Annotated in this window: 13 protein-coding genes; 8 read left to right on the forward strand and 5 right to left on the reverse strand. The window is 70.5% G+C overall.

The genetic code is table 11. The annotated features are described in order from the left end of the window. The first annotated feature begins 33 nt into the window (after positions 1-33). Positions 34-936, forward strand: coding sequence for a cutinase family protein (locus ACZ6DL_RS28340; RefSeq protein ID WP_466055632.1), 903 nt, complete (start codon positions 34-36; stop codon positions 934-936). Between the two features lies 1 nt (position 937). Here the strand turns inward: ACZ6DL_RS28340 and ACZ6DL_RS28345 are convergent, their stop codons facing one another. Beyond that, positions 938-1,387: a MarR family winged helix-turn-helix transcriptional regulator gene (locus ACZ6DL_RS28345; RefSeq protein ID WP_466055634.1), complete on the reverse strand. Its 450-nt coding sequence runs from the start codon at positions 1,385-1,387 to the stop codon at positions 938-940. A 94-nt stretch (positions 1,388-1,481) separates the two neighbouring features. Between ACZ6DL_RS28345 and ACZ6DL_RS28350 the strand changes: the two genes are divergently transcribed. Beyond that, the gene (locus tag ACZ6DL_RS28350) at positions 1,482-2,264 is read left to right on the forward strand and encodes a dioxygenase family protein (protein ID WP_466055636.1); all 783 of its coding nucleotides are present in this window, start codon (positions 1,482-1,484) and stop codon (positions 2,262-2,264) included. Between the two features lie 234 nt (positions 2,265-2,498). On the opposite strand, the gene ACZ6DL_RS28355 is transcribed toward ACZ6DL_RS28350, so the two are convergent. Then, the gene (locus ACZ6DL_RS28355) at positions 2,499-2,867 is read right to left on the reverse strand and encodes an Rv3235 family protein (protein WP_466055638.1); all 369 of its coding nucleotides are present in this window, start codon (positions 2,865-2,867) and stop codon (positions 2,499-2,501) included. Between the two features lie 360 nt (positions 2,868-3,227). On the opposite strand from ACZ6DL_RS28355, the gene ACZ6DL_RS28360 reads away from it, so the two are divergent. The 4 genes from ACZ6DL_RS28360 to ACZ6DL_RS28375 all read left to right on the forward strand — a co-directional run bounded on the left by ACZ6DL_RS28360 (position 3,228) and on the right by ACZ6DL_RS28375 (position 6,892). Continuing rightward, positions 3,228-4,475, forward strand: a complete 1,248-nt coding sequence (locus ACZ6DL_RS28360; RefSeq protein ID WP_466055640.1) for an alpha/beta hydrolase — start codon at positions 3,228-3,230, stop codon at positions 4,473-4,475. 102 nt (positions 4,476-4,577) lie between these two features. Then, positions 4,578-5,672 (forward strand): LLM class flavin-dependent oxidoreductase, encoded by a 1,095-nt coding sequence (locus ACZ6DL_RS28365; RefSeq protein WP_466055642.1) that lies wholly within the window; start codon positions 4,578-4,580, stop codon positions 5,670-5,672. Further along, the gene (locus ACZ6DL_RS28370) at positions 5,669-6,274 is read left to right on the forward strand and encodes an FMN reductase (protein WP_466055644.1); all 606 of its coding nucleotides are present in this window, start codon (positions 5,669-5,671) and stop codon (positions 6,272-6,274) included. The genes ACZ6DL_RS28365 and ACZ6DL_RS28370 overlap by 4 nt, the downstream gene beginning before the upstream one ends. Positions 6,275-6,343: 69 nt before the next feature. Then, entirely contained in the window at positions 6,344-6,892 is a 549-nt protein-coding gene (locus ACZ6DL_RS28375; protein WP_393236751.1) for a YceI family protein, read from the forward strand. Between the two features lie 48 nt (positions 6,893-6,940). Here the strand turns inward: ACZ6DL_RS28375 and ACZ6DL_RS28380 are convergent, their stop codons facing one another. The 3 genes from ACZ6DL_RS28380 to ACZ6DL_RS28390 form a co-directional block, all read right to left on the reverse strand. Next, positions 6,941-7,780, reverse strand: a complete 840-nt coding sequence (locus tag ACZ6DL_RS28380; RefSeq protein WP_466055646.1) for a DUF72 domain-containing protein — start codon at positions 7,778-7,780, stop codon at positions 6,941-6,943. A gap of 63 nt (positions 7,781-7,843) precedes the next feature. Then, positions 7,844-9,361: a glycerol kinase GlpK gene (gene glpK / locus ACZ6DL_RS28385; RefSeq protein WP_466055648.1), complete on the reverse strand. Its 1,518-nt coding sequence runs from the start codon at positions 9,359-9,361 to the stop codon at positions 7,844-7,846. A gap of 25 nt (positions 9,362-9,386) precedes the next feature. Further along, positions 9,387-10,169 (reverse strand): IclR family transcriptional regulator, encoded by a 783-nt coding sequence (locus ACZ6DL_RS28390; RefSeq protein WP_466055650.1) that lies wholly within the window; start codon positions 10,167-10,169, stop codon positions 9,387-9,389. 238 nt (positions 10,170-10,407) lie between these two features. Between ACZ6DL_RS28390 and glpK (ACZ6DL_RS28395) the strand changes: the two genes are divergently transcribed. Next, positions 10,408-11,940 (forward strand): glycerol kinase GlpK, encoded by a 1,533-nt coding sequence (gene glpK, locus ACZ6DL_RS28395; RefSeq protein ID WP_466055652.1) that lies wholly within the window; start codon positions 10,408-10,410, stop codon positions 11,938-11,940. A gap of 51 nt (positions 11,941-11,991) precedes the next feature. After that, a complete protein-coding gene (gene glpD / locus ACZ6DL_RS28400) occupies positions 11,992-13,671 on the forward strand; it encodes a glycerol-3-phosphate dehydrogenase (protein WP_466055654.1) in 1,680 nt (559 codons plus the stop codon).

Consider the following 13,671-nt stretch of genomic DNA (forward strand, 5'->3'; position numbering starts at 1 on the left):
CCTGCGGCGCCTGTACTACCAGGAGCAAACGCCATGCGATCGAAGTTGATCTCGGCGGCCATCGGTTTCGCGGTGATGGCGCTGTCGTGTGTGGGACCGGGCAGCGGACCCGCCGTCGCCGCACCGGATTGCCCGAGTCTGTACGTGGTGGCGATCCCGGGAACATGGGAGACCACCGCGGACGGTGAGCGCCCCGGGCCCGGAATGCTGGCCGGAGTCACCCGCGGCCTGCCGTCCTCGGCGTGGGTGGACTACGTGAGTTACGCAGCGACCGCCTTCCCTTGGGAGAGCGAGGTATACGGCGCCTCCAAACGGGAGGCCGTCGACAACGCGCGCGGCATGATCGCGGCGATGGGCCGGGAGTGCGGCGCGACCAGGATCGCGCTGCTGGGCTACAGCCAGGGCGCGGACGCCGCCGGTGATCTCGCCGCCGAGATCGGCACCGGGCTCGGCGTCGTGCCGCCGCATCGGATCGCCGCGGTGGGGCTCATCTCCGATCCCCGCCGCTCCCCCACCGACGCGCTGGTCGGTCCACCGGTCGGCGGCGCGGGCGCGGGCGGTCCGCGCATCGGCGGGTTCGGTCTCCTCACCCCGCAGACCCGCACCATCTGCGCGATCGGCGATCTGTACTGCACCACGGCGTCGGACGATTTCGTGACCCGCTTCGCGGGCTTCCTGGCCCAGACCTCCCACCCCGATCCGGCCTACCTGTGGCGCTACCAGATGGAAATGGGCGCCATCCTCGGCGACCTGATGTCCAACGGCGGAATTCCCCTTTTGCAGAGCCAGCTCTCGGAGTCGGCGAACCAGGAACGGGCTCGGCTGCTGGACGAGTTCTACCGCTCCGAAGCGCACACCGCCTACGGCAACTACCCCGTGGGAGGCGGAGCGACCGCGCTGTCGTGGATGCACGACTGGCTCGCGTCGCTGGCCTGAGTCAGGGAGCGAGCCGCCGCGCGACCTCGCCCAGACTGTCCGCGACAGCGCCCTGCTGCGCGTCGGTGAGCACGTCGACGAGGACGCGGCGGACGGTCGCGACATGGCCCGGCGCGACCTCGGCCAGCCTTTCCCTGCCCGCCGCGGTGAGTACGGCGATGACCCCGCGCACGTCGGTCGGACAGGCCTCGCGTACCAGCAACCCGGCCTTCTCCAACTGCGTCACCTGATAGGTCAGACCGCTTTTGGAGGTGTAGAGCGCCTCGGCGAGTTCGGTCATCCGCAGGCGGCCCTCCGGCGCGTCCGCGAGCCGCACGAGCACCTCGTACTGGGTGTGCGACAGCCCTTCCCCCTTGAGCTGCCGCTCCACCTCGCGACCCACCAGCGCGCCGGCCGCCAGGAAGTTCTGCCACACCGCCATCTCGCGGACGTTCAGCCACGTGGTCTCCACGGCTCCACCCTATCGCTATTGTTCAAATTTGAACAACCAGCTACAGTCGAGTTCGAATTTGAACTACCTGAACGACCGAGCCGGGAGGAGCACTATGACCGTGGCCGCCGAGAGAATGCCGGTGCTGTATCTCTCGCATGGCGCTCCGCCGCTGGCCGACCACGAGAGGTGGCCCGCCGAACTGGCGGCGTGGTCGCGCGCGTTGCCGCGGCCCCGCGCCGTCCTGATCGTCTCCGCGCACTGGGAGGCCGCGCCGATCGCGCTCGGCGCCACCCGGACGGTACCGCTGGTCTACGACTTCTGGGGCTTTCCGGAGCGGTATTACCAGGTGCGTTATGCCGCGCCGGGCGCGCCCGAACTGGCCGACAAGGTGCGAAACCTGTTGCGCGGACCGGGCGCCGCGGTGGCGGACGTCCCGGATCGCGGGCTCGATCACGGCGCCTACGTGCCATTGAAGGAGATGTATCCGGGCGCCGACATCCCGGTGTTGCAGCTGTCCATGCCAACGCTGGACCCGCAGGTCCTGTTGCGCATCGGCCGGAAGCTGGCGCCGCTGCGCGACGAAGGCGTACTGATCGTCGGCAGCGGATTCTTCACGCACAATTTGCGCGCGCTGACCGCCGACGACGAGCACGTACCGTCCTTCACCGCCGAATTCGACGCGTGGGGCCGCGAGACGCTGGCCGCCCGCGACCTGGACGCGCTGCTCGACTTCGAGCGCACCGCGCCCGCGGCTAGCCTGGCCCATCCACGCGCCGACCACTTCGCACCGCTGTTCGTCGCACTCGGCGCGGGCGAGGAGGATCTCGGCACGCTGCGCACCGTCATCGACGGTTACTGGTTCGGCATGGCACGCCGATCCATTCAGCTCGGCTGAGCGCCGGTGCCGCCCGCCGCACCATCCGGCCTCCGCCGACGCCCGAGGTGATCGCGATCCGGCCCAGCTGGGTCGCGACGGACCCGGGCGGCGAGGGCCTCCGGAGTCGCGGTCGCCCGTCGGCACCTCGCCTGCTGAGGACCTGCCGCCGGAGGGCATCGACTGGAGCGCGCCGGGGCCGACGGTCCGCGCGGTGGCGGCACCGAGGTCGCGAGCCCGGAACGGCCGACCGCGTCATCGGATGCGCAGCGCCGTCAGCCGCCAGCCCGCCGAGCGGGTGCGCGCGATGCGCGCGGCCAAGGCGAAATGACGCCTGCCCCGGCCGTAGGTGGCGAAGACCTCGGCGGTCTTGGCGTCTACCAGCACCACGTTCACCCGCATCGGCACCGCGACGCCGAGGTCGCGGCCGGGCACGAGACCGGCGCCGATCAACGTGCGCACCGCGGCGACGACCGTGGCGTCGGCGACGACGGCCAGTTGCGGTACCGGCCTCCTTCGGTCGAGCACCTCGAGGACGACTCGCACCGCCGACTCGGCGAATCGGCGTGCCGCCGACCGTGACTCGTCCTCGGCCTGCGCCGTGGCGGCATGGCTTCGCCGCACCGCGCTGCGTATCCCGGCACTGGACCGACTGGAGGTCGCGTGCGGCCGCGGCCGGCACGGTAGCGCCCGAGCGGGTGCCGGATCGCAGGCCACCGGCTCCGCCTCGGCGCGGCGGCGACTGTCCAAGGGCGGCTCCGGATTCGGAGCAGGCACCAACCAATCCTGATAACCAGCCATGCACATCCCTTCGAGAACCCGGTGGTCGAAATCCTGTGGGGACCGATTCTGCGGACCGGCCACCGGAAGTCGCGCGTAGTCGGCTACCCGAATCCATCCCGGCACGCCACCACCGGAGACCGGCGGCCACGAAGACCGACCTATGTTGGAGCCGGCGAACCCGACCCTGAACCGGAGACCTTGATGACCGACGAGCGAGGAGCGGACGTGACCGTGCCCGGAAAGTCCGTGACCCCGCGTCGCCTGGTCCGCATCGGCCTGCTCGCGCTCGCCGGAGCGCTCGCCGCGTATCTCGCGCTCGCGCAACTGATCGCGATCCTGCCGGTTTCCTGGGTGATGCCGTTGCTCGGCAACGCGGTCGTGCAGTCGGCCGTGCTCTTGCTCGGCGCCGTCCGCGACGCGCTCGGCTCGTGGAACATGGTGCTGGCGGTGGTCGCGACCGCCCTCGCGCTGACGGTGTTTCGCGGGGGCGAGCGCGGACGGCGCCTCGCGGGCACGGTGACCGGCGTGGCCGCCGTCGGCCTGGTGCTGTCCGTGGTGACCAGCGCGACGCTGGTGTTCGCGGCGCGTGACGCCGCGGGCGTCTGGATCCCGTTCGCCCCGGCCGTGCCGTTCAGCACCGTCGGCGACGCGCCCGACGAGACCGTCACCTACGCGACCGTCGACGGACAGCCGATCCAGGCGGACCTGTACCTACCCGCTCCGGGGCCGCGACCGGCGCCGCTGGTGGTGAGCATTCACGGCGGCGCTTTCGTCACGGGCAGCCGTGGCACCGACGCCTACACGACCTGGCTGGCCGAGAACGGATACGCCGTCCTCGATGTGGACTACCGCCTCTCCGACGAAGGCAGCCACCGCTGGAACACCGCGGACGCCGATGTCGCCTGCGCACTGAGCTGGGCCGCCGCGAACGCGCAGCGATACGACTTGGACATGCGGCGAGTCGCCACGTTCGGCGAATCGGCGGGTGGCAATCTGGCCGTCAACGTCGCGAACAAGGTCAACGCGGGTGTCCTGCGGCCCAGCTGCGGCAGCGCCGCCGAGCTGCCGAAGGTGCGCGCGGCGGTGGCGCTGTACCCGGCGGTCGACCTCGCCGCGTCGGGCACCGAGACCGCGCTCGGCGTCGACGCCGCCCGGCAGTACCTCGGCGGAACGCCCGAGCGATACCCCGACCGCTATACCGCGACCGGCGCCGCCGCGCAGGTCACCGGCGACTCCCCGCCCACCCTGCTCATCCAGGGCGCCAATGATCACCTGGTGCTCGCCGAGCACACCGCCGCCTACGCCGCGGCCCTGGAGACCGCGCGCGTGCCGTACCGCTATGTCGAGCTCCCCTTCCTCGATCACGCCTTCGGCACCACCGAACTCGACACCGGCGCGCTGGTCACCCGCGAACTCACCCGCACCTGGCTGACGGAATACCTGCCGTAACCGACGCCACATCGCCAGAACGGGAATACCCGCGTACCCCACTCCGTTCCTTTGGTTGCCATATCCACCAAATTGAGACAGACTGAGAACGAAGGAGGCGTCGTGCAGTTCGGAATTTTCACGGTCGGTGATGTGACGACCGACCCCACGACCGGCCGGACGCCCAGTGAGCACGAGCGCATCACGGCCATGGTGACGATCGCGCGCAAGGCCGAAGAGGTCGGGCTGGACGTGTTCGCCACCGGCGAGCACCACAACCGGCCGTTCGTACCGTCGTCGCCGACCACCATGCTCGGCTACATCGCGGCACGGACCGAGCGGCTCCAACTCTCCACCGCCACGACGCTGATCACCACGAACGACCCGGTGAAGATCGCCGAGGACTTCGCCATGCTGCAACACCTCGCCGAGGGCCGGGTGGACCTGATGCTCGGCCGCGGCAACACCGGGCCGGTCTACCCCTGGTTCGGCAAGGACATCCGCGACGGCATCCCGCTGGCGATCGAGAACTATCACCTGCTGCACCGGCTCTGGCGCGAAGACGTGGTCGACTGGGAGGGCAAGTTCCGCACGCCGCTGCAATCGTTCACCTCGACGCCGCGCCCGCTGGACGACGTAGCGCCGTTCGTCTGGCACGGCTCGATCCGCAGCCCCGAGATCGCCGAGCAGGCGGCCTACTACGGCGACGGATTCTTCGCCAACAACATCTTCTGGCCGAAAGAGCACTTCCAGCGGCTGATCGCGCTGTACCGGCAGCGCTACGAGCACTACGGCCACGGCTCCGCCGACCAGGCGATCGTCGGCCTGGGCGGACAGGTGTTCATGCGCAAGAACTCCCAGGACGCGGTGCGCGAGTTCCGGCCCTACTTCGACAACGCGCCGGTGTACGGGCACGGCCCGTCGCTGGAGGAGTTCACCGAGCAGACCCCGCTCACGGTGGGCAGCCCGCAGGAGGTCATCGACAAGACGCTCACCTTCCGCGCGGCGTTCGGCGACTACCAGCGCCAGCTGTTCTTGATGGATCACGCGGGCCTTCCGCTGAAAACCGTCCTGGAGCAACTGGACCTGCTCGGCGAAGAAGTGGTTCCGGTGCTGCGCAAGGAATTCGCGGCTCTGCGCCCGGCGCACGTGCCGGACGCGCCGACACACGCGAGCCTGGTCGCCGCCCGTGACGCCGCACTGGAGGCGACCCGATGACCCGCATCGCCGTCGTCGCCGCGGGCCTTTCGCAGCCGTCCTCGACCCGACTACTCGCCGATCGGCTCGCCGCCGCCACCGGCGCGGCGCTGACCGCGTCGGGCGCGGACGTGGCATTCGATGTGGTCGAAGTACGCGAGCACGCCCGCGATCTGGCCGACAACCTGCTGACCGGGTTCGCGCCCGGCGGGCTGCGCGCGACGATCGACACGGTGACCGGCGCCGACGGCTTGATCGCCGTCACGCCGATCTTCAACGCGTCCTACAGCGGCCTGTTCAAGACGTTCTTCGACGTCCTGGAACCGGACGCGCTGGCCGGGATGCCGGTGCTGCTCGGGGCGACCGGCGGCTCGGCGCGCCATTCGCTGGCGCTGGAGCACGCCCTGCGGCCGATGTTCAGCTACCTGCGCGCGGTGGTCGCGCCCACCGCCGTCTACGCGGCGTCCGAGGACTGGGCGTCCGCGGCGGCGGGTGGACTGAGCACCCGGATCGACCGTGCGGCAGCGGAATTCGCCGCCCTGCTGACCGGCACACCGCGCGATCGCGCCGCCGATCCGTACGACGACCCGGTACCGTTCGCGCAGCTACTCGACACCCACTGACCCTTTCCCCACCGAGCGAACCCGACCCCCATCCAACTAGTTCAATTCTCAATCATCAAGGAGAACAACATGCCGACCGGAACCACCAACGCTCTCACCGCGGGCACCTGGGCCATCGACCCCGCCCACTCCACCCTGGGCTTCTCGGTACGCCACCTGATGGTCAGCAAGGTACGCGGCCGCTTCACCGACTTCTCCGGCAAGCTGGTCATCGGCGAGGACGGCAGCGCCTCGGCCACGGCCGAGATCCGGGTCGACTCGGTCACCACCGACAACGAACAGCGCGACGCGCACCTGCGCACCGCGGACTTCTTCCAGGCCGAGGAGTTTCCGGTGGCCACCTTCGAGTCCACCGGTTTCCGGGTGAACGGCGAGGACTTCATCGTGGACGGCGAGTTCACCATCCGCGGCGTCACCAAGCCGGTCACGCTGGACGTAGAGTTCCTCGGCGTCAACCCCGGCATGGGCCACGGGCCGGTCGCGGGCTTCGAGGCCAAGACCGTGATCAACCGCCGCGACTTCGGCATCACCATCGACATGCCCCTGCCCGACGGCGGCGCGGTGATCGGCGACAAGATCACGCTCACCCTCGAAATCGAGGTCGGTTTGCAGTCCTGAGTGATCCGGACGGTCCCGCGGGAGTCGCCTGCGGGACCGTTCTTCTCGTCAGAAGAGGGTCATCGGCTCGGCAGGTGTCGGCTCCGGCAACGGGTCGAGCTGTGGCAGCCGGGCGCGGACCTCGTCATGGAAGCGGCGGGCCAGCTCCAGCGAGCCCGCGTTGTCCGGGGTGTGCACGAACACCGTCGGCGACCGGCCTTCGCGCAGCCACTCGGCGACCGTGCCGACCCACGGCTGCCAGCCGCCGACGGTGCGGTCGACATCGTCGCGGCCGTGGTACCGCACGATCGGGTACTCGGTCAGGGCGCGCATCCTGCGCCGCACCCGCGGCTTCTTCGACGCCGCCTCCTGTTCCGCCGCACTGGTGGGCGGACCGTCGAAAAGCACGGTGGTGTCGAACGGAACCCATTCGGCGCCCACCCTGGACAAGACGTATTCCAGCCTGCGCGCCGCCTGCTCGTCGGCGAAGAACGCGGGATGCCGGACCTCGACGGCGGCCCGGTAGGTGCGCGGCAATTGCCGCAGAAATCCGGCCAGCGCACCGAGATCAGTGGGGCCGAACGAGCCGGGCAGCTGCACCCACAGGGCGTGGATACGTTCCCCGAGCGGCTCCATCGCGGCGAGGAACGAGCGCAGATCCTCCTCGACGCCGTTCAGCCTGCGTTCGTGGGTGATCGGCTTGGGCAGCTTGAGGACGAACCGGAACGCGGGATCGCATTGACTCGCCCACGATTCCACCGTGCGCCGCGACGGCGTCGCGTAGAAGGTCGTATTGCCTTCGACCGCATTGCACCACGTGGCGTACCAGCGCAGCCGCTCCCCCGGCGCGAGCTGCCTTTCCTGCCAAGCCGCGTGCGTCCACATCGCACATCCCACGTGAAGCCGCATGTTTCCGACGCTAACCCACCATCCCGACACGCTCGTCCCGGTGGCACGCCACCACGACCGGACTCACCGCCGCGCCCGCTTCGCCGACCGGACCCAGCCGAAGGTCAGCTCCACGGCGCGCTTCCAGTTGTCGTACTCCTCCGCTCGCAGCTCGGGGTCCATCCGTGGAACCCATTGCGCGGCAAGGCGCCGATTGTTCCGCAGACCTTCCAGGTCCGGCCAGTAACCGACGGCCAGGCCCGCGGCGTACGCGGCGCCGAGCGAGACCGTCTCGGCGACGAACGGACGCGACACCGGAACGTCGAGGACGTCGGCCACGATCTGCATGAGCAGGTTGTTGGAGGTCATGCCGCCGTCCACGCGCAGCGCCTCGGCGCGCAGGCCCGAATCGGCGTTCATCGCCTCCACCACGTCGCGGGTCTGCCAGGCGGTGGCCTCCAGTACGGCGCGGGCGATGTGGCCCTTGGTGATGTAGGAGGTCAGTCCGGCGATGAGACCGCGTGCGTCGCTGCGCCAATGCGGTGCGTAGAGCCCGGAGAACGCCGGCACGACGTAGCAGCCGCCATTGTCTTCGACGGTGCGCGCGAGGGTTTCGATCTCCGGCGCACTCGTGACGAGTCCGATGTTGTCGCGCACCCACTGCACGAGCGAACCGGTGACCGCGATCGGGCCCTCCAGCGCGTAGACCGGCTCCGGGCCGATCTGGTAGCCGATCGTGGTGAGCAGGCCGTGCCCGGAGCGCACCAGCTCACGCCCGGTGTTCATCATGAGGAATCCGCCCGTTCCGTAGGTGCACTTGGTTTCCCCACGCGCGAAACAGGTCTGGCCGAACAACGCGGCGTGCTGGTCGCCGAGCGCGGCGGCGATCGGGATGCCCGGCACCACCCGGCGCGTACTGCCGTAGGACGCGGTCGATGGTTGGATGCGCGGCAGCATCCCCGCCGGGATACCGAAGAACTCCAGCAGCTCGTCGTCCCAGGCGAGGGTGCCGATGTTCATCAGGAGGGTACGGCCTGCGTTGGTGACGTCGGTGCGGTGCAGGCCGCCGTCCGGACCGCCGGTGAGGTTCCAGATCAGCCAGGTCTCCATGGTGCCGAACAGCACCTCGCCCCGCTCGGCGCGTTCGCGCAGACCGGGCATCGTGTCCAGCATCCAGCGCAGTCGCGGTGCGGCGAAATAGCTCGCGAGCGGCAGACCGCACAGTTTGCGGATCCGGCCCGCGCCCGGTTTGCCCTCCAGTTCCCGGACCAGTTCTTCGGTCCGCACGTCCTGCCACACGATGGCGCGCCCGACCGGCGTGCCGGTGCGGCGGTCCCACACCACGGTGGTCTCGCGCTGGTTGGCGATGCCGAGCGCGACGATCTGATCGGGGGCCACACCGGAATCGCGCAGCGCCTGCGGCACGATCCGCTCGACGTTGCGCCAGATCTCCACGGCGTCCTGCTCGGCCCATCCCGGCCGCGGGTAGTGCTGCCGGTGCGGGCGCTGGGCGACCCCGACGAGCCGGGCACGCTGGTCGAACAGGATGCACCGCGTGGAGGTGGTGCCCTGATCGATGGCGAGCACGTAACGCTGCTTCATGCTGCTCCTGGAGGAAATCCGCTGGTCACCGGCGCGACGGCGGTCGGTCGCCCGCACCCAGATCGCGCGACACCGCCCGTGCGGCGTCCAGCACCCGGCCGACGAGCGCGGGTCGGTGCCGCGACTTCGCGTCACAGAGCCGGTCCACCGCGCCGGTGATGCCGATGGCGCCGACCACGAGCCCGCCCGGCGCCCGGATCGGCGCCGCGATACCCGCCTCGCCGGTCCGGAACTCCTCGATGTCGCCCGCCCATCCGGCCCGCCGCACGCCGGCCAGTTCCCCGGCGAGCGCGGCGCGGTCGACGAGGGTGCGGTGCGTGAGCGCGGCCGGCTCGACCCGGCGCACCGTCGCGGCCAGGTCGGCGTCATAGGCGAGCAGCACCTTGCCCAGCGCGGTGGCGTGCGGCGGCAGGAGTTCGCCGAGTTCGAGCGCCTGTTCGGTGTTGTCCGGCCGGAACACGTGGTGGACCACGACCACCGCGCCGTCCAGCGGCGCGCCGATCCGCACCGCCTCGCCCGTGCGCGCCGCCAGCGCGTCGGCCCAGTTGATCGCGCGGGAGCGCAACTCGTTCGCGTCGAGATACCCGCCGCCCAGGTGCGGCAACGCCGCGCCGAGCTGGTACTTGCCGGTCGCCGGGTCCTGGTCGACGAAGCCGACGCCCTGGAGCGTGCGCAGGATGCCGTGCGCGGTCGGCTTGGGCAGGTCGAGCGCGCCTGCGATGTCGCCGACGCCGAGACGACCGGAGCCGCGGGCCAGCAGTCGCAGCACGGCCGCCGCCCGCTCGATCGACTGGATCGGACCCGGCATGTCCGGAAACCTATCCCCCGTGTCGTGATTCGACAATCGTGTGCGACGCCCGGCGCACGCGGTATGAGCTGCGCCATACCTTCGCCTCGCCGGGCTCGGTAGCCATCGCGTTCTCCGCGACCATCCCGAGCGTTCGACATTGTCGAATGGCAGCGCTATCCGGGTCCGGCATTCCGCCGTAGTTTCCGTTTCGAGCACGGTCGCGCCCGCGGCCTGCGCGGCGAACGGAGGCTCAGCGATGACTCGGGGCGGAAGCCGGTACGTCGGCGCCATCGACCAGGGCACCACGAGCACCCGCTTCATGGTGTTCGACCACGGGGGCAACGAGGTCGCACGCCACCAACTCGAGCACGAGCAGATCCTGCCGCGCCCCGGATGGGTGGAGCACAATCCGACCGAGATCTGGGAGCGCACCCGCGCGGTCGTGCAGACCACGCTGACCAAGGCCGATCTCGTCGCGAGCGACCTCGCCGCGGTCGGCGTCACCAACCAGCGGGAGACCACGGTGGTGTGGAACCGCAGGACCGGGCGGCCGTACTGCAACGCGATCGTCTGGCAGGACACCCGCACCGATCGCATCGCCGCCGAATTGGAGCGGGCCGGGCACGGCGACACCATCCGGCGTAAGGCGGGCCTACCCCCCGCGACCTATTTCTCCGGCGGCAAGCTGCGCTGGATCCTCGACAACGTCCCCGGGGTGGCCCGGGACGCCGAACGAGGCGACGCGCTCTTCGGCACCACCGACAGCTGGCTGCTGTGGCAGCTGACCGGCGGGGTGGACGGCGGCGTACACGTCACCGACCCGACCAACGCCAGTCGCACCATGCTGATGGACCTGGAGACATTGGACTGGGACGACGAACTGCTGGCCTTGTTCGGGGTGCCGCGCGCGATGCTGCCCAGGATCGCGCCGTCGGCGAATCCGGACCTGTTCGGCCTCACCCGGCCCGACGGCCCGTTCGGGGGCGCGGTCCCACTGGCGGGTGTACTCGGCGACCAGCAGGCCGCCACCGTCGGACAGGTCTGCTTCCGGCCCGGCGAGGCGAAGAATACCTACGGCACCGGCAACTTCCTGTTGCTCAACACCGGGACCGAGATCGTGCGATCGCGACACGGACTGCTCACCACCGTGGCCTACCGATTCGGCTCGGAGAAGCCGGTGTACGCGCTGGAAGGCTCGATCGCGGTGACGGGCTCTGCGGTGCAGTGGCTGCGCGACCAGCTGGGCATCATCTCCGGTGCGGCGCAGAGCGAGTCGCTGGCCCGGCAGGCCGAGGACAACGGCGGGGTGTACTTCGTGCCCGCGTTCTCCGGATTGTTCGCGCCCTACTGGCGGTCGGACGCGCGCGGCGCGATCGTCGGCCTGTCCCGCTACAGCACCAACGCCCATCTCGCGCGGGCGACGCTGGAATCGATCTGCTACCAGACCCGCGACGTGGTCGAGGCGATGCAGGCCGACTCCGGCGTCCTGCTGGACGTGCTGCGGGTGGACGGCGGCGTCACCGCCAACGAGCTGTGCATGCAGTTGCAGGCCGACTTCCTCGGCGTGCCGGTGTCGCGCCCGGTGGTCGCCGAGACCACCGCCCTGGGCGCCGCCTACGCGGCCGGGCTGGCGGTCGGCTTCTGGAGCGGCACCGACGAACTCGCCGAGAACTGGAACGAAGCGAAGCGCTGGCACCCGACCTGGTCGCCACCGCAACGTGAGCGCGGCTACAGGCGCTGGAAGAAAGCGGTCGCCCGCACCCTCGACTGGATCGACGACGAGGACTGAGCCGGCGACCCCGTCGTACCCGAATATCCCCGAACAAGGAGAGACAGCGCTGTGTCCGCACGATTGGACGCCCGATACCGCGACCGCGCGGTGAACTCGCTCGGTGACACCGAGATCGACGTGCTCGTCATCGGCGGCGGCGTGGTCGGCGCCGGCGCCGCACTCGACGCCGCCTCCCGCGGCCTGACCGTGACCCTGGTGGAGGCAAGGGACTTCGCCGCGGGCACCTCGAGCCGCTCCAGCAAGCTCATCCACGGCGGGCTGCGCTACCTGGAACAGCTGGACTTCTGGCTGGTGCGGGAGGCGCTGAAGGAACGCGGCCTGCTGCTGCACCGGCTGGCCCCGCACCTGGTACGGCCGGTGTCGTTCCTGCTGCCGTTGCGGCATCGCGTGTGGGAGCGCGCCTACATCGGCGCCGGCGTCGCGCTGTACGACACCATCGGCGGCGCCCGCGCCCTGCCGATGCACCGGCACCTGTCGCGCACGCGCGCGCTGGAACTCGCGCCCGCCCTGCGCGCGGACGCGCTGACCGGGGCCATCCGGTACTTCGACGCGCAGGTCGACGACGCCCGGCACACGATGATGATCGCGCGCACGGCGGCCGGGCACGGCGCGACCGTGCTCACCCGCACCAAGGTGACGGCGCTGCTGCGCGACGGCGAGCGCGTCGTCGGCGCGGAGGTCACCGACCTGGAGACCGGGCGGGTGCACACGGTCCGGGCGCGCCGGGTGATCAGCGCCACCGGAGTGTGGACCGACGAGATGAACCGGATGACCGGCGTCGAGTTCCCCTTCCACGTCCGGATGTCCAAGGGCGTGCACATCCTGGTGCCGCGCCATCGCCTGCACCTGGACACCGGCCTGATCATGCGCACCGAGAAGAGCGTGCTGTTCGTCATCCCGTGGCACGGCCACTGGATCATCGGCACCACCGACACGGATTGGTCGCTGGACAAGGACCACCCGGCCGCCAGCGACGCCGATGTGCGGTACCTGCTCGATCACGTCAACCGGGTGTTGCGGGAGCCGCTCACCCGAGACGACATCGTCGGCACCTACGCGGGTCTGCGCCCGCTGCTGTCCGGAGCGTCGGCCGACACCGCGACGCTCTCCCGGGAGCACGCGGTCGCCGAACCGGCCCCCGGCCTGTTCGTCATCGCGGGTGGCAAGTACACCACCTACCGGGTGATGGCCGCCGACGTCGTGGACGCGGCGGTGGCGGGACTCGGCCGCGCGGTCGCGCCGTCGGTGACCGAGCACCTGCCGATCCTCGGCGCGGTGGGCTACCAGGAACTCGCCGCCGACCTCGACAGCCTGGCGCAGCGCACGGGCCTGCCGCGAGCGACGGTGCGGCGGCTACTCGGCCGTTACGGCTCGACGATCACCGACCTGTTCGACCTGATCGCCCGCGAGCCCGGGTTGGGTGAGCCACTCACCGGAGCACCCGAATACTTGGGCGCGGAGGTGGTGTACGCGGCGACGCACGAAGGCGCACTGCACTTGGACGACGTGCTCACCCGCCGCACCCGGGTGTCCATCGAAACGGCCGACCGCGGCCTGGCCGCCGCTCCAGGGGTGGCTCGGCTGATCGGCGCGCACCTCGGCTGGGACGCCGCCGCCACCGAGCGGGAGATCATCCGCTACCGCGATCGGGTGCAGGCCGAATTGGCCGCCAATCAGGCGGCCGACGACGAATCCGCCAACGCGGCCCGGCTGATCGCCGTTGCCTGA

Source organism: Nocardia sp. NPDC041819, assembly GCF_055590505.1.